The 14,482-nt window shown below is 64.6% G+C and carries 16 protein-coding genes; 10 read left to right on the top strand and 6 right to left on the bottom strand.

What is annotated here, in order from left to right:
• Nucleotides 1-100: 100 nt before the first annotated feature.
• From iolE to FJ941_RS24220, 8 genes are all read left to right on the top strand, one after another.
• The gene (gene iolE, locus FJ941_RS24255; protein ID WP_140509584.1) at nt 101-1,018 is read left to right on the top strand and encodes a myo-inosose-2 dehydratase; all 918 of its coding nucleotides are present in this window, start codon (nt 101-103) and stop codon (nt 1,016-1,018) included.
• Nucleotides 1,019-1,080: 62 nt separating this feature from the next.
• Nucleotides 1,081-1,293 carry a DUF3329 domain-containing protein gene (locus tag FJ941_RS24250; RefSeq protein WP_140509582.1) on the top strand — a complete coding sequence of 71 codons (213 nt, stop codon included), beginning with the start codon at nt 1,081-1,083 and terminating at the stop codon, nt 1,291-1,293.
• A gap of 134 nt (nt 1,294-1,427) precedes the next feature.
• On the top strand, nt 1,428-2,240 hold the full coding sequence (gene iolB / locus FJ941_RS24245; protein ID WP_140509580.1) for a 5-deoxy-glucuronate isomerase: 813 nt from the start codon (nt 1,428-1,430) through the stop codon (nt 2,238-2,240).
• A gap of 254 nt (nt 2,241-2,494) precedes the next feature.
• Nucleotides 2,495-3,202: a DUF1045 domain-containing protein gene (locus FJ941_RS24240; protein ID WP_140509578.1), complete on the top strand. Its 708-nt coding sequence runs from the start codon at nt 2,495-2,497 to the stop codon at nt 3,200-3,202.
• A gap of 35 nt (nt 3,203-3,237) precedes the next feature.
• Entirely contained in the window at nt 3,238-4,377 is a 1,140-nt protein-coding gene (locus FJ941_RS24235; RefSeq protein ID WP_140509577.1) for an alpha-D-ribose 1-methylphosphonate 5-triphosphate diphosphatase, read from the top strand.
• Nucleotides 4,374-5,003 (top strand): phosphonate metabolism protein/1,5-bisphosphokinase (PRPP-forming) PhnN, encoded by a 630-nt coding sequence (phnN, locus tag FJ941_RS24230; protein WP_181169942.1) that lies wholly within the window; start codon nt 4,374-4,376, stop codon nt 5,001-5,003. Before FJ941_RS24235 ends, phnN begins: the two co-directional genes overlap by 4 nt.
• 132 nt (nt 5,004-5,135) lie before the next feature.
• Nucleotides 5,136-5,891 (top strand): COG4280 domain-containing protein, encoded by a 756-nt coding sequence (locus FJ941_RS24225; protein ID WP_140509575.1) that lies wholly within the window; start codon nt 5,136-5,138, stop codon nt 5,889-5,891.
• Nucleotides 5,888-6,103 (top strand): hypothetical protein, encoded by a 216-nt coding sequence (locus tag FJ941_RS24220; RefSeq protein WP_140509573.1) that lies wholly within the window; start codon nt 5,888-5,890, stop codon nt 6,101-6,103. The genes FJ941_RS24225 and FJ941_RS24220 overlap by 4 nt, the downstream gene beginning before the upstream one ends.
• A gap of 122 nt (nt 6,104-6,225) precedes the next feature.
• Here FJ941_RS24220 and FJ941_RS24215 read toward each other — a convergent pair whose 3' ends face one another.
• The 3 genes from FJ941_RS24215 to FJ941_RS24205 form a co-directional block, all read right to left on the bottom strand.
• Nucleotides 6,226-7,221 carry an ABC transporter permease gene (locus FJ941_RS24215; RefSeq protein WP_140509571.1) on the bottom strand — a complete coding sequence of 332 codons (996 nt, stop codon included), beginning with the start codon at nt 7,219-7,221 and terminating at the stop codon, nt 6,226-6,228.
• A gap of 97 nt (nt 7,222-7,318) precedes the next feature.
• Complete coding sequence (locus tag FJ941_RS24210) at nt 7,319-8,857, bottom strand: sugar ABC transporter ATP-binding protein (RefSeq protein ID WP_140509684.1); 1,539 nt, start codon at nt 8,855-8,857, stop codon at nt 7,319-7,321.
• Nucleotides 8,858-8,977: 120 nt separating this feature from the next.
• On the bottom strand, nt 8,978-9,940 hold the full coding sequence (locus FJ941_RS24205; protein ID WP_140509570.1) for a sugar-binding protein: 963 nt from the start codon (nt 9,938-9,940) through the stop codon (nt 8,978-8,980).
• A gap of 591 nt (nt 9,941-10,531) precedes the next feature.
• On the opposite strand from FJ941_RS24205, the gene FJ941_RS24200 reads away from it, so the two are divergent.
• Together FJ941_RS24200 and FJ941_RS24195 are read left to right on the top strand one after the other, a co-directional pair.
• Nucleotides 10,532-11,677 (top strand): LacI family DNA-binding transcriptional regulator, encoded by a 1,146-nt coding sequence (locus tag FJ941_RS24200; protein ID WP_181169940.1) that lies wholly within the window; start codon nt 10,532-10,534, stop codon nt 11,675-11,677.
• A gap of 93 nt (nt 11,678-11,770) precedes the next feature.
• Nucleotides 11,771-12,571 (top strand): class I SAM-dependent methyltransferase, encoded by an 801-nt coding sequence (locus FJ941_RS24195; protein ID WP_140509568.1) that lies wholly within the window; start codon nt 11,771-11,773, stop codon nt 12,569-12,571.
• Between the two features lie 35 nt (nt 12,572-12,606).
• On the opposite strand, the gene FJ941_RS24190 is transcribed toward FJ941_RS24195, so the two are convergent.
• From FJ941_RS24190 to FJ941_RS24180, 3 genes are all read right to left on the bottom strand, one after another.
• Nucleotides 12,607-13,092, bottom strand: coding sequence for an SRPBCC family protein (locus FJ941_RS24190; RefSeq protein ID WP_140509566.1), 486 nt, complete (start codon nt 13,090-13,092; stop codon nt 12,607-12,609).
• 2 nt (nt 13,093-13,094) lie between these two features.
• A complete protein-coding gene (locus FJ941_RS24185; protein WP_140509564.1) occupies nt 13,095-13,406 on the bottom strand; it encodes a metalloregulator ArsR/SmtB family transcription factor in 312 nt (103 codons plus the stop codon).
• A 153-nt stretch (nt 13,407-13,559) separates the two neighbouring features.
• A complete protein-coding gene (locus FJ941_RS24180) occupies nt 13,560-14,324 on the bottom strand; it encodes an SDR family NAD(P)-dependent oxidoreductase (protein ID WP_140509563.1) in 765 nt (254 codons plus the stop codon).
• Nucleotides 14,325-14,482 lie beyond the last annotated feature (158 nt).

Here is a 14,482-nt window from a genome sequence, read left to right as displayed (position 1 = left end):
CCGAGGCTCCTCCCTTCTCCCGTTTACGGGGAGAAGGTGCCGGCAGGCGGATGAGGGCGGCTCCAACGAACAAGAACTGTTTTAGCACCGGAGTGACGACTTGAAAGCCAAACTGGGCATGTCCCCCATTGCATGGTGGAACGACGATCTTGCCGAACTCAGCGATGACGTGTCGCTGGAGGAATGCTTGCGCCAATCGCGCTCGGCCGGCTTTACAGGCATGGAGATGGGCCGTCGCTTCCCCAACGATCCCGCCGTCATGCTGCCGATCCTGAAGGCCGCCGACGTGACGCTCTGCGGCGGCTGGTTCTCGGGCACGCTGGTCGACGAGGAAATGGCTGCCAACAAGGACCGCATCCAGCCGATGATCGACCTGTTCAAGGCGGTTGACGCGCCTTGCATCGTCTATGGCGAGGTCGGCCGCTCGATCCAGGGCGACCGATCCAAGCCGCTCGCCACCAAGCCGAAGCTCACCAGTGATGAGATGAAAGCCTACGCGCGGCGCCTGACGGAATTCGGAGAATGGTGCGCCGAGCAAGGCATGCCGCTTTCCTATCACCATCACATGGCGGCCGTGGTCGAGACCGAGCCGGAGCTCGATGCCTTCATGCGCCATTCCGGCGAAGGCATCCCGCTGCTGCTCGATGCCGGACACCTCGCGTTTGCCGGCGGCGACGTGCTGCGCGCCATCGACAACCATCACAAGCGCATCAGCCATGTCCATGTGAAGGATGTGCGCATGGATGTGATCGACAAGCTCGACCGTACGAAGCAGTCCTTCCTCGACGCCGTGGCGCTCGGCGCCTTCACCGTGCCGGGCGACGGTTCGCTCGATTTTGGCGCCATCGTGCAGCGCTTCGCGGATCATGGCTATGAAGGCTGGTTCGTGGTCGAGGCCGAGCAGGATCCCAGGAAGAACCCGCCGCTCAAGATGGCTGAGGTCGGCTACAAGGAGCTGATGCGGGTGATGACGGATGCCGGCTACACCGTCGAGACGCAAGGCTTTCCGAGTGCCTGAAGGCTGGATTCACGGTGCCGCGCGGTCTATCTGAGGCAGATTGCTGAGTTACGGATGGCGCGATGAAAGATTATGAACACCCGTTCTTCCGCCCGCTTTGGCGGCGCATCGCCGTCGTCGCGGTCTGCCTGATCTGGTCGGTGATCGAATTCGCTTCCGGCACGCCGTTCTGGGGCGTGATCGCGCTCGGTTTCGCCGGCTACGGCGCCTGGCAGTTTTTTTATCTCTACAAGCCGGCTGAAGAAAAAGAGGCCGAGCCCGAACCGAAGGAGTGACTGGTCGCGTAGGCGATTAGCTTGCAGCGCCTCGGCCAATCTGAGGCGTCTGCGATGATCCTTTTGAACAACCGGTGAAATCGTCGGCCTGGACAAGCTGCAACCCGTCAAGCCACTGGAACAGGAGAGACAAAATGTCCAAACTGCTCGTCAAAGCCGACAAGGGCCATGGCCGCGTCGCGCATGTGACGCCGAAAAGCGCCGGCTGGACTTATGTCGGTTTCGACCTGCATCGGCTGAAACCAGGCGAAAGCGCCTCGGGAAAGACGGACGACCGTGAAGTCTGCCTGGTGTTCGTGACCGGCAAGGGTACCGCGACAGCCGCCGGCAAGGATCTCGGCCTGCTCGGCGAGCGCATGTCGCCTTTCGAGGGCAAGCCGTGGTCCGTCTACGTGCCGCAGGGATCGGACTGGTCGGTGACGGCCGATACCGAGCTGGAACTTGGCGTGTGCTCGGCGCCCGGCCTTGGCGGCGGCCTGCCGGTCCGGGTGATCGGACCGGACGATCTCGGCCAGGAGGTGCGGGGCAAGGGCACCAACACGCGCTACGTCACCAACATCCTGCCGGAAGGCCAGCCCGCCGACTCATTGCTGGTGGTCGAGGTCATCACGCCCGGCGGCCACACGTCGAGCTACCCGCCGCACAAGCATGACCAGGACAACCTGCCCGCTGAATCCTATCTCGAGGAGACCTACTACCACCGCCTCAACCCGCCGCAGGGCTTTGCCTTCCAGCGCGTCTATACCGACGCCGACAAGGATGGCCGGCGCGCGCTGGACGAAGCCATGGCGATCGAGGACGGCGACGTGGTGCTGGTGCCCAGGGGCTATCATCCCTGTGCCGCCTGCCACGGCTATGACCTCTATTATCTCAATGTGATGGCCGGGCCGAAGCGGACGTGGAAATTCCACAATGCGCCCGAGCACGAATGGTTGATGAAGGCCTGACCGCTCTGCGTTTCCGGCTGAACCTATTGGTCCAGCTTTGAAAAATCGTCGGCTAACGACCCTGAGGGTCGATTTGCCTTCGAAAACCCTTCAAAGCTTCGTCAATCCGTCATGGAAATCACCTATGGCAACAGTTCCAGTGCATGTCACCCAAAAGTGCGTAGCGGTTTTGGGACGACGACATGCACCAAATGAAGATTTAAAGCGCGTCGCACCCTCACTTCAAACGCGGCGCGCTTTAACGAGGACTTCCCATGCGTTATGCCATTTATTTCACTCCCCGGCAGGACGAGCCGCTGGCGCGAATCGCCGCCAACTGGCTGGGCCGCGACCCGTTTGGTGCCGCGACCAGGCCTGTTGAGGCCGTTGCCGACTTGTCTGCGGCGGAAGTGGCCTTCCACACCGCTTCGGCGCGCCGCTATGGCTTTCATGCCACGCTGAAAGCGCCCTTCCACCTGGCTGCCACAGAGACCGAGGCTTCGCTGCGCGCGGCGCTCGACCGTTTTGCCGAAGCAACGCCTGTCGTGACGGTCCCGCGCCTTGTCGTCAGCCAGATCGACGGCTTCTTCGCGCTTGTGCCGGATGGTCCGCTGCCTCCGCTCAACCGCTTCGCCGACGACGTCGTGCGCGATTTCGACCGGTTTCGCGCTCCGTTGAGCGAGGCCGAGATCGAGCGGCGCAGTCCGGATTCGCTGAAGCCGGCCGAGTTTCGCAATCTCTGCCAATGGGGTTACCCCTATGTCTTCGACACCTTCCGCTTCCACATGACCCTGTCCGGCCGAGCCGGACCGCAGGAAAGCCCCCGGCTGCGCGCGGCGATCGACAGCCTTTTCGCCGATGTGTTGCGCCAGCCCGTGCTGGTGGATGCGCTGACATTGTTTGTCGAACCCGAACCCGGTGCGCCGTTCATGGCGCTTTCCCAGCACGGCCTCGGACGCCGCCCGGCCCGGAAAATCGCCTGAACGAACCCGACTGCAAGAATCAAGGACTACCCGCAATGACCGTCGAAACTGTCCTTTCCAACGCCCGCATCGTTCTTGCCGACGAGATCGTCGAGGGTTCACTGGTGCTGCGCGACGGCTTTATCGCCGGCATCGATGCTGGCACTGGCCGCATCGGCGAGGACATGGGCGGCGACTATATCATTCCCGGGCTGGTCGAACTCCACACCGATCATCTCGAAGGCCATTACGCGCCGCGGCCGAAAGTGCGCTGGAACCCGATCGCCGCGGTGCTTGCCCATGACGCGCAGGTCGCGACCGCCGGCATCACCACCGTGCTCGACGCGCTCCGCGTCGGCATGGACGAAGACGCCGACCTGACATTGGACGACATCCGCAAGCTGGCCGATGCGATCGAGGACAGCGTTGCGCAGGACCGTCTGCGGGCCGATCATTTCCTGCATCTTCGCTGCGAGGTTTCAGCGCCGGATTGCCTCAAGGCATTCGCCAATTTCGACGGCGACGAGCGGGTCAGGCTGGCATCGCTGATGGACCATGCGCCGGGCCAGCGCCAGTTCGTCAATCTGGAAACCTATGCCTACTACTACCAGCGCAAGCTGAAACTCTCGGATCGCGACTTCCAGAAATTCTGCGAGAAGCGGATGGACGAATCGGCACGCAACTCCGGACCGAACCGCGTCTTCATCGCCGCCGCCTGCCAGGAGCGCGGTATCGTGCTCGCCAGCCACGACGACGCCACGTCGGCCCATGTCGACGAGGCCATTGAGCAGGGCGTGCGGGTGGCCGAGTTCCCGACCACCGAGGAAGCGGCGCGGGCCTCGAAGGCCGCCGGGCTCGGCGTGCTGATGGGCGCGCCCAATGTCATGCGCGGCGCCTCGCATTCGGGCAATGTCTCGGCCCGCACCTTGGCCAGCGACGGCCTGCTCGACATCCTGTCCTCCGATTACATCCCCTTCAGCCTGATCCAGTCGGCCTTCTTCCTCGGTGACATGGTCGAAGGCATTTCGCTGCCGCAGGCCGTCGCCATGGTTTCGAAGAACCCGGCGCAGGCCGTCGGCCTTGACGACCGCGGTGTCATCGAGCAGGGACGCCGCGCCGATCTGGTGCGCGTGCGCGTCGACGATCACGTTCCGGTCGTACGCACCGTATGGCGGCAGGGACGCCGGGTGGCATGATGGTGTCGGCCTTGATCGAGCGCGAACTGTCCGCCGAAACCTTTCCGATCCGTCACGGCGTCTTTGTCGCTGTCGTGGGCCCGAGCGGTGCCGGCAAGGACACGGTGATCGGTTATGCCAAGGCGCGTTTCGCCGACGAGACGCAACTGGAGTTCGTGCGCCGCGTCATCACCAGGCCGAGCGACGCGGCGAGCGAGGATCACGACACGCTGGCTGACGCCGCCTTCGCCGAGGCCGATGCCGACGGCGCCTTCGCCATCTCCTGGGAAGCGCATGGCCTGCGCTATGGCCTGCCTGCCGATGTCGACTGGTCCGTCTCCAATGGCCACGTCGCCGTGGCCAACGTGTCGCGCGCGATCATCCCCACCTTGCGCGAACGCTATGCCAATCTGGCAATCGTCGAGATCACCGCTTCGCCCGAGGTGCTGGCGGAACGGCTGGCGATGCGCGGCCGCGAGTCGCGCGGCGAAGTGCTGGCGCGGCTGGCGCGCAGCGCCAATGTGACCTTGTCCGGTCCGGGCGTCACGTCGATCGACAATAGCGGCCCGCGCGAGGTGGCCGGCGAGCGCTTCGCCGAGCTGCTGCGCAAGGCGATGGCCTTTTCCGACATGTCGGGCCTGATCTAGAGCCGGGCCCGCTTCACCCGTTTGCTTGCGCTGCCGCCGGAACGCTTGGGGATGCTGGCCGCCTAGGGTGATTCTGGATTACGATCCGGAATTCGCCCCGGGAATCAGGGTCGAGCCAGACAGGAAGCCTTGATGCAGACATTGACACCCATCCTCTCGACAATCACGGCGGCATTTCTCGCCTCCTTGGTCGAAGTTGTCGAAGCTTTCACCATCGTGCTTGCGGTCGGAGTGACACGCAGCTGGCGTCCGGCACTGACGGGCGCCGCGCTGGCGCTGGCGCTGCTGGCGGCCCTGGTGCTGGCGTTCGGGCCGTTGCTGGCGCTGGTGCCGGTCACGATGCTGCAGTTCGCTGTCGGGGTGCTGCTGATCCTGTTCGGCATGCGCTGGCTGCGAAAGGCCATCCTGCGCAGCGTCGGCGTCATCGCCCTGCATGACGAGGAGGCGGCCTTCGCCAAGGAAACCGCGGCGCTGCACCGGCAGGCCGACGACCGGCGCGCCGACTACCTCGCCGGACTGGCCTCCTTCAAGGCGGTGCTGCTCGAGGGCGTCGAGGTGGTGTTCATCGTCATCGCCGTCGGCGCCGCGCATGGACAGACATTTTACGCCAGCATGGGCGCGCTGGCCGCTTTCATCCTGGTGATGCTTGTCGGTCTGGCGGTTCACCGGCCGCTGGCGCGCGTGCCCGAGAATGCGCTGAAATTCGTGGTCGGGCTGATGCTGACCAGCTTCGGCATCTTCTGGACCGGCGAGGGGATCGGCGCCGACTGGCCGGGCGCCGATCTTGCCCTGCTCGCCATCTTCGCCATCGTCGCTCTGGCGTCATTCGCCATGGTGCGCTGGCTGCGCGGCACCCGTCCGACAGCAGCCGGAGGGCTCGCCCGATGAACGTCCTTCGTCTCGTCGCCAGGGAATTCTTCGGCATGTTCGTCGATGACGGCAATCTGGCGCTGCTGGCGCTGGTCCTGGTGGCCGCCGTTACCGCGGGGGTGAAGCTGCTCGCACTGCCACCGCTGCTTGGCGGTGGGCTGCTGCTGGTCGGCTGCCTTGCCATCCTTTTGCAAAGCGTTCGCCGCGCCGCACGCGAGGGCAGCAGGTAGTTAAGCAAGGCCGCATGGACGGGATGACCCGACGGTGGCCATGAAGGCACGCAAGCCCCGCGGCTCCCCGCAGCGCGGGTATGCTACTTCTTCCACAGGGACAAGCACCACGCTGGCTGGCGTTATTCCGCCGCCGCGCCGACCGCGCCCTTGCGGGCGGCATCGACCATCCGCCGCCGCGCCCGGAACACGCCCCATTGCTGGTCGACCAGCACGCCGATGAGGATGACGCCACCCATCACCGCGAAGTTGAGCGAGGAGGGAATGCCGAGCAGGTTGACCAGGTTCTGCAATTCCTGCAGCAGCACCGTGCCGAGGATGACGCCGATCAGCGAGCCCTCGCCGCCGCGCAGCGAGAAGCCGCCGAGCACGGCGGCCGCAATGGCGTAGAGCTCGTAGAACTGGCCATGGCTGGCCGGCGAGATCGAGCGCGTATACATGGCGAAATAAATCGCCGACAGCGCGGTGAGCACGCCGCAGATGACGTAAGCCGCCATGACGACGCGCCCGGTGCGAATGCCGGAATATTTCGCCGCCTCCTCGTTCTTGCCGATGGCGTAGAGATAGCGCCCGAACACCGAGCGGTGCAGCACCACCCACATGACGATGGCGATGACGATCAGCGCGAAGAAGGAGTTCGGCACGCCATACGAGCGGCCGGCGGTCAGGAATTCGAGCGTTGGGAAATTCTGGCCGAAGGCGAAGCCCGCCGTGCCGTCGGCGGTGTAGAAGCGCGCGACGCCGCGATAGATCAACAGGCCGCACAAGGTGACGACGAAGGGCTGCAGCTTGAGCCGCGTGATCAGCCAGCCATGCGCCAGCCCGATGATGGCGCCGAGCACCAGGATCAGCACGAAGGCGATCGGCCATCCCATGCCGCGTACGGCGATGAAGTCGATGAACAGCGTCCCGAGCAACGCGACGACGGAGCCAACGGACAGCTCGATGCCGCCGGTGATGATGACGAAGGCCTGCCCTATCGACAGGATACCAAACAGACCGATGAGGTTCGAGGTGTTGGCGAGATTGATCGGCAGGAGGAAGCGCGGATTGATGATGGCAACAATCGCTCCGACCACCAGGATCAGGATCAGCAGGCCAAGATCTTTCTTTGTCATGGTCGTCTCCGCTTAGCTAAAGCGCGTCGCGCGCTTCAGCTCTTTGTTTATGCATGCCGTTGCCGCAAAACCGAGGGTCACTTTTGCGCGGCATGCATTAGTTTGCCGGCTTGCCCACCGCCAGCAGCAGCACGTTTTCCTGGCTGAACTGATCCTTGTCGAGAATGCCCGAGATCTGGCCCTCATGCATGACGGCAATGCGATCGGAGACGCCGATCACCTCTTCCATGTCGCTGGAGATCATCAGCACGGCGACGCCGGCGTCCGCCAGCGCCCGCATCAGCCCGTAAATCTCCGCCTTGGCGCCGATGTCGATGCCGCGCGTCGGCTCGTCGAGGATCATCACCTTCGGGTTCATGGCGAGCCATTTGCCGAGCACGACTTTTTGCTGGTTGCCGCCCGACAGCGTGCCGGTGCGCGTCTGCACCGAAGGCGCCTTGATGCCGAGATTCTTCTTTTGCTTCTCGGCGGTAGCGACTTCCGCGCTGTTGGAGACCAGCGAGCGCCTGGCATGCGCCGGCAAATTGGGGAGTGAAATATTCTGGGCGATCGACAGGTCGAGCAGGATGCCGGTCAGCTTGCGGTCTTCCGGCACGAGGAAAATGCCTTGCGCGACGGCATCGGCGGCACTCGCCAGCGCCAGCGGCTTGCCGTTGAGTTCCAGCGTGCCGCCAAGGCTGGCTTCGATGCCGAAGAACACCCGCGCCAGTTCGGTGCGGCCGGAGCCGACGAGGCCGGCAAGGCCGAGGATTTCGCCGCGCCTGACGTCGAGATCGACCGGCCGGCTGGGATAGGTGGGGGTGCGGATGGCCTTGGCCGAGAGCGCCACGGCGCCCGGCGCCCGCCCCGCCTCGGAGGCCTTTTCACGTTCCTTCAACATGCGGCCGATCATCAGCTTGACCATCTGGTCGTGGTTGATGTCGCGCTTGCCTAGCGTGCCGGCCAGCATGCCGTCGCGCAGCACGACGACCCGGTCGGCGACGCGCTCGATCTCGTGCAGGCGGTGCGAAATGAAGATGACGCTGATGCCGTCGGCCTTCAGCGCCTTGATGACATCGAGCAGCTTGTCGGTTTCGGCGAGCGGCAGGCTCGATGTCGGCTCGTCGAGGATGACCAATCTGGCCTTGATCGACAGCGCCTTGGCGATCTCGACCATCTGCTGCTGCGCCAGCGACAGGTCCGCGACCTGTGTGTCGGCTGAGAAATTGGCGCCGACGCGCTTCAGCAGCGGCGCCACCATTTCGCGCAGTTTCGCGCGGTCGACCAGCCTCAGCGGCCCGGCGCGCAGCGGTTCGCGGCCGAAGAAGATGTTGGCGGCGACATCGAGGTTTTCGAACAGGTTGAGTTCCTGGTGGACGAAGGCGATGCCGGAACCAAGGCTGCCTTCGACCGTCAGGTCCTTATGGGCGGTGCCGTCGACGGTGATGGTGCCGGTATCCGGCGTGGTGACGCCGCCGAGGATCTTCATCAGCGTCGACTTGCCCGCGCCGTTCTCGCCGACTAGGCCGATGACCTCGCCCGGCCTGACCTCCATGGAAAACCCGTCGAGCGCCACGACGCCCGGATAGGTCTTGCGCACGTTCTCCAGGCTGAGGAACGGAGTGGTCGCCGCGATGGATGTGTCGGAATAATTCATCATGCCTGACAGCAGCCGGTGGGCCAAAACGGCCCGATCTGCAGACTGACGATCCCGGCAGGGTTCGTCAATGCGAACAGCCGGCTCAAGCGAGTTGAGCCGGCTGAACCGGGTGTAGTCTTAGTTTCCAGACATCGCCTTGAGATTGGCGGCATAGGCGTCAACGTCATCCTTGCCGATGATCTTGGTCGGGATGATGATCAGGCCGTTGGCCGGGATGCCCGATTTGTCGCCCTTGAGATAGGCGGCCATCAGCTTCATGCCCTGATAGGCCCATTCGAAGGGCTGCTGCACGACGGTGGCGGCAATGGTTCCTTCCTTGACGCCGCCCAGCGTGATCGGATCGTCATCGAAGCCGACGACGGTGATCGAGCCGAGCTTGCCGGCATCGCGCAGCGCCTCATAGATGCGTGGCGTGTTGTAGGAGTAGAAGCCGACCATGCAGGTGACGTCGGGGCTGGCGACAAGCGCGTCCTCGACATTCTTCTTGGCGCGCGCCTGGTCGATGTCGTCGCCGCGCACGTCGACGAGCTCGATCTTGGTGCCGGCGAGGCCATCCTTCATGCCCTGGATGCGCTCCTTGGCATTGTCGGCGCCGAGCAGGCCGACGAAGCCGAGGCATTTGCCGCCGTTCGGCATCGCCTTCTTGGCGATTTCAGCCGCCTGCTTGCCGGCGTCGACGTTGGACGAGCCGATATAGGCGACGCGCTTAGTCTGCGGAGCATCGCTGTCGGTGGTGAACAGCGCCGTTTGCGAAGCGATCTTGTTCAGGCCATCGGTCGAGGTCTTGGGATCCACGGCCGAGACCATGATGCCCTTGACGCCGGCGGTCACCAGATCGTCCATCAGCCGCTGCTGGATGGCGACCGAGGATTGTTCGGGATATTTGAGTTCGAGCGTGTAGTCGGGCAGTTCGCCCTGCGCCTTCTTGACGCCGGCTTCGGCCGCTTTCCAGAAATCGGAAGCGCCGTTGACGACGAAGGCCAGCGTCGGCTTGTCGTCGGCGCGCGCGATAGCTGTCGCCGTCAGGCCGACAGCCAGGGCCGCGGCGGCCACGGATGCATTGCGTATCAAGGATTTCATGTTCAACCTCCCGTTTTGGTCAGTCGTAGGACTGACCGGACTAGCTCACTGGAATGTCTTGCTCACTGGATTGTCTTGCACACTGGAATTGCCGTTTGCGGCTTGGACGCCCCTCCTCCCCAAGGGTCCCGCACTGAGAAGACTGGCGTCGTTCCCAGCCACGGCCACGGACTTTAGACAACCATTCCTCATTCGTAAATAGTCCGATTTGTCTGACATATCACATATGCGAGACAATGTTGGCGGAGGCAAATACCGCTCGCCATCGGGCCATTCACAGACGCTCCCACCACACTCCCACCACACCTGGACCCGACCGGGCCGGATGCGATGGATTGACGGTACAGCGCATTCTTGTATTAGTAAACACTATTAGCAAGGACCGATTTGCCGACGCGTCGATCCCTTGGCCGCACGAAGCCGAAGCCGCACGATCTTGGGATTTTGCGGCGCTTGAGCTTGCAGATGGGATGAGGTCGCGAGGATGATAATAGTTATTAGTTCGGTCGATGTCCCCTTGGACTGGAAGCATCGCCTCATCTTGTCGGCCCGGCGGGCCGCGGCTAGACAGGCTGGGGATTTGGGGGCGGCATGAGCGAGACGATGGACCGGGCCATTGGGAAGCGCCGCAAGGCGGCGGCAAAGCCCAAGGGCCGCGTCACCATGACCGACATTGCGCGCGCCGCCGGCTGCTCGCAGGCGACGGTCTCCTTCGTGCTCAACAATTCGCCGGGCATTCGCCTGTCGCAGCAGACCCGGGAGCGGGTGATCGAGGCGGCGCGGGCGCTCGGCTACAGCGCCCCCGCCTTTTCGGCGCTGAAGCAGCCGGTTGCAGCTTTCGAGGGCGCCGCCTTTGATGGGCCCGCCTTTGATGGGCCCGCCTTTGATGGGCTCGACGGCGTGATCGGCTTTGCCGTCGACCAGCTCGCCACCAGCCCGGAGGCGGTCGTGGCCATCGAGGGCGCGCGGCAGGCCTCGTGGAATGCCGGCAACGTGCTTTTGGTGGCGCAGACCATGGGCGACGCCGTGATGGAGCCGCGCGCCATACAGGCGCTGACTAGGCGGGGCATTTCGGCGCTGATCTACATGACCATCTTCACCCGCGAGATCACGGCGCCGGACTTCCTCTACGGCCTCGACATCCCAGTCATCCTGCTCAACTGCTACACGTCGGACTATGCCTTCCCCGCCGTGGTGCCCTCCGAGATCGCCGGCGGCCAGAGCTCGACGCGGCACCTGATCGGTCACGGCCACCGCCGCATCGCCACCATCACGGGCGAACCCTGGATGCAGGCCGCGCAGGACCGGCTGAAAGGTTACCGCCGCGCGCTCGCCACCGCCGACATCCCGTTCGACCCCGAACTGGTGGTCGAGGGCGACTGGTCGGCCAGCGCCGGTTACGCCGCGACGGTGAAGCTCTTGGCCCTGAAGGACCGCCCGACCGCCATCTTCTGTCAGAACGACCGCACCGCGATCGGCTGCTACGAAGCGCTGAAGGAAGCCGGCCTGCACATTCCCGCCGACATTTCGGTCGTCGGCTACGACGACGAGGAAATCGCCCGGCATTTGTTCCCGCCGCTGACCACCTCGATCCTGCCGCATATGGCGATGGGCCAATGGGCGATCGAGCAGCTGGAAGCGCCGGCGCAGGTGGGCAGGGGGCGCTATCCCATCACCAAGCTGGAGTGCCCGCTGGTGGAGCGGGAGAGCGTGGCGACGTTCAAGGGCGCCGCATAAACGCCGGCCTTTTCTCCGTCCCACCGTGCCCCCCGCGCCTTGGCTTCATCCTGATTGCAGTCTAGCCTTCGCCCACAGCCAGAAGAGGGGCATATGACGTCGAGTTTCACCGTTCATGACGCATCCGGCTATGAGCAGCTCATGGGCCGCTGGAGCCGAAAGCTCGCGCCCAAATTCATCGATTTCGCCGGGCTCGCCCCCGGCGAACAGATCCTCGACGTCGGCTGCGGCACCGGCAGCCTGACCTTTGAGCTGGCGAAATCCGCCGGGCTCGCGGCGATCACGGCAATCGACTTTTCGCCTGTTTTCGTCGAGGCGGCAAAGCGGCGCAACACCGATCCGCGCATCGAGATCAAGCAGGCGGACGCCACCGCCTTGCCGTTCGCCGACAATGCGTTCGACCGCGCGCTGGCGCTGCTGGTGCTTCACTTCGTGCCGGAAGCCGGCAAGGCGGTTGCCGAGATGCGCCGGGTAACGCGGCCGGGCGGCGTGGTCGCGGCCGTGGTGTGGGACCATCTCGGCGGCATGGCGGGCATGCGCATGATGATCGACACGGTGGCCGCGCTCAGCGAAGGCGGCCGCCAGATGCGCAGCCGCTATTGCTTCCAGCCGATGATGCAGCCCGGTGAAATGAAACGGACCTTCGTGGAGCAGGGGCTGGCCGAAATGACCGAAACCGAGCTGATGATCCGCATGGATTACCAGGACTTCGCCGACTATTGGGCGCCGATATCGGCCGGCGAGGGCTCACTCGGCAAATACATGACCACGCTGGAGCCGGCCGAGCGGGTGCGCACCGAGGCTGCCGTACGCGATGCCTATCAGGCCGGGCGACCGGACGGGCCGAGGTCGTTCGCCAATGTCGCCTGGGCGTGCAGGGGCGTGGTGCCCTGACCGCCCATGCGGCGAAGCGCCTATAAAAACTGCGGTCAGGCCTGCCGAGCGACCAGATCGACATAGCGCTGCAGGTAGAGCGGCCAGCCCTGATCGCCGGCGACGGCGTCGCGGACGCCTTCCCAGCCCTGGCCATGGCGCTCCAGGTTGCGATGCTCGATCTCGACGCGAGTGCGCTCAGCCGTTTCGGCTGTGAACCGCACCTCCCACTCGCTGGTCTTGGCCGGGTCGGTCTCGATGCGCCATTGCGGGCTGATGTCCCAGCTCAGGAGCACGCGGTTGGGCGGCTCGTAAGCCAGCACGCGCGCCCAGCGGCACTCGCTGCCGTCGACGCCGCGGTCATAGACGTGGCCGCCGACCCGAGGCTCGAACACCGTCTCGGCGATTTGGGCTGCAAGCAGATTGTGCTCTGGCGGTTTGAAACGGCCGAAATCCTCGGTGAAAACCTTGAAGGCGCGCGCGATCGGCGCCTCGACCACCACGGATTGTTTTACGGAGGCGATGGGGACTTGCGTGTTCATGGTCACTCCTCTGGTGGGGTCTCGACGGCCAGCTTGTAGGCCGCGAGCGTCTTGCTCCAGAACCGGTCGAGCCAGGCGCGCATCTGGCCAAGCCCGTGCGGATCGATGTGGTAGACGTTGCTGGCGCCCTTCGGCTCCGCGCGCACTAGCCGCGAATCCCGAAGCACCTTGAGATGCTGCGACACCGCGGACTGCGACACGCTGACCTGCCGCGTGACCTCCGCCACCGTGCGCGGCCGCTCCGCGATCAGCTCGAAAATCTGCCTTCGGGTCGGATCACCCAGGGCGGCAAGCTGTGCGCTATCAACAGTCATGACTTATGATTAGCGCAGACTGATGATTGAGTCAATGTCAGGCGGGTCCAGTGTGGCGGCGAGGAGATTTCTGCCGAGAGAGATCACGGGTCAGTCCGGGTGGAAGGAATTCCGAAGGTCGAAATCCACCCGGGCATAAGGCTGGCCGCGCGGCTATCCCTTGCGTTCTTCAAGGCTGTTGCCGCCGTCGACCACCAGCAAGGCGCCGTTGATATAGCTGGCGCTCTCGGAGGCCAGGAACACGACCGCCGCCGCGACCTCATCGGGCCGGCCGGCGCGGCCCGGCGGCGCATGCAGGGCCGCTATCCGCTCCGCCTCGCTCGACGCGCCTGTCTCGATCCAGCCAGGCGCCACGGCATTGGCGGTGACGCCGTGGCGCGCCACTTCCAGCGCCAATGTACGGGTCAGGCCGACCATCCCGGCCTTCGCCGCGGAATAGGCGGCGGTGCCCTGGTAGGAGACCAGCGGCCCGGTCACCGATGCGACATTGACGATGCGGCCATACCCCGCTTCGACCATCGCCGGCAGAAACGCCCTGGTAACGAGAAACGCGGTCTTCAGGCTGGTCTCGATGCCCTGGTCCCACTCGGCCTCGCTCATCGTCAGGAAGGTCCTGTCGACGGATGGCGAGGCCAGCGATCCCATGCCGGCATTGTTGACCAGGATATCGACAGCGCCGACCTCGGCCCGCAGCCGCTCCACCTCCGCGGCAATGGTGAGATCGGCGACCGCGGCCGTGGCATCGATGCCCTCGCCGCGAAGCTCGCCAGCGCGCTCCATCACCCGCGCGCTGGCGCCGGTCAGGCAAACCGCATGCCCGGCCCGGCCAAACCGGCGCGCAATGGCAAAGCCGATACCGTCAACAGCGCCGGCGCCGGTGATCAGGACGCGCCTGGTTTTGGCGGTGGTTGTGGCCAAGTGAGGCTCCAAAGCCCGTTCGGGCCAAAGGGTTACCGAAGTCTCCGGTATAAACCGTTACCCATCTCTCCGGGCCGTACACCGATGCCCTTCCCGAGAGATGGGTGACAGTTCATTCCGGATAGATGGGTTACACTTTCGGCCCTTTGCAAGGAGAG

This window comes from Mesorhizobium sp. B2-3-13 (assembly GCF_006442195.1).
In the GTDB taxonomy this organism is placed as follows: domain Bacteria; phylum Pseudomonadota; class Alphaproteobacteria; order Rhizobiales; family Rhizobiaceae; genus Mesorhizobium; species Mesorhizobium salmacidum.
Note: the sequence above shows the minus strand (reverse complement) of the source record. Positions and strands in the feature narration are given on the sequence as shown.

Excerpts from the sequence above, each read along its gene's own strand:
- FJ941_RS24215 (WP_140509571.1), bottom strand. The coding sequence starts at position 7,221 with ATGACAAAGAAAGATCTTGGCCTGCTGATCCTGATCCTGGTGGTCGGA.
- FJ941_RS24200 (WP_181169940.1), top strand. The coding sequence starts at position 10,532 with ATGAGCGAGACGATGGACCGGGCCATTGGGAAGCGCCGCAAGGCGGCG.
- FJ941_RS24190 (WP_140509566.1), bottom strand. The coding sequence starts at position 13,092 with ATGAACACGCAAGTCCCCATCGCCTCCGTAAAACAATCCGTGGTGGTC.
- FJ941_RS24185 (WP_140509564.1), bottom strand. The coding sequence starts at position 13,406 with ATGACTGTTGATAGCGCACAGCTTGCCGCCCTGGGTGATCCGACCCGA.
- phnN (WP_181169942.1), top strand. The coding sequence starts at position 4,374 with ATGATGGTGTCGGCCTTGATCGAGCGCGAACTGTCCGCCGAAACCTTT.
- FJ941_RS24250 (WP_140509582.1), top strand. The coding sequence starts at position 1,081 with ATGAAAGATTATGAACACCCGTTCTTCCGCCCGCTTTGGCGGCGCATC.
- FJ941_RS24210 (WP_140509684.1), bottom strand. The coding sequence starts at position 8,857 with ATGAATTATTCCGACACATCCATCGCGGCGACCACTCCGTTCCTCAGC.
- FJ941_RS24220 (WP_140509573.1), top strand. The coding sequence starts at position 5,888 with ATGAACGTCCTTCGTCTCGTCGCCAGGGAATTCTTCGGCATGTTCGTC.
- FJ941_RS24240 (WP_140509578.1), top strand. The coding sequence starts at position 2,495 with ATGCGTTATGCCATTTATTTCACTCCCCGGCAGGACGAGCCGCTGGCG.
- iolB (WP_140509580.1), top strand. The coding sequence starts at position 1,428 with ATGTCCAAACTGCTCGTCAAAGCCGACAAGGGCCATGGCCGCGTCGCG.
- FJ941_RS24195 (WP_140509568.1), top strand. The coding sequence starts at position 11,771 with ATGACGTCGAGTTTCACCGTTCATGACGCATCCGGCTATGAGCAGCTC.
- FJ941_RS24205 (WP_140509570.1), bottom strand. The coding sequence starts at position 9,940 with ATGAAATCCTTGATACGCAATGCATCCGTGGCCGCCGCGGCCCTGGCT.
- FJ941_RS24235 (WP_140509577.1), top strand. The coding sequence starts at position 3,238 with ATGACCGTCGAAACTGTCCTTTCCAACGCCCGCATCGTTCTTGCCGAC.
- FJ941_RS24225 (WP_140509575.1), top strand. The coding sequence starts at position 5,136 with ATGCAGACATTGACACCCATCCTCTCGACAATCACGGCGGCATTTCTC.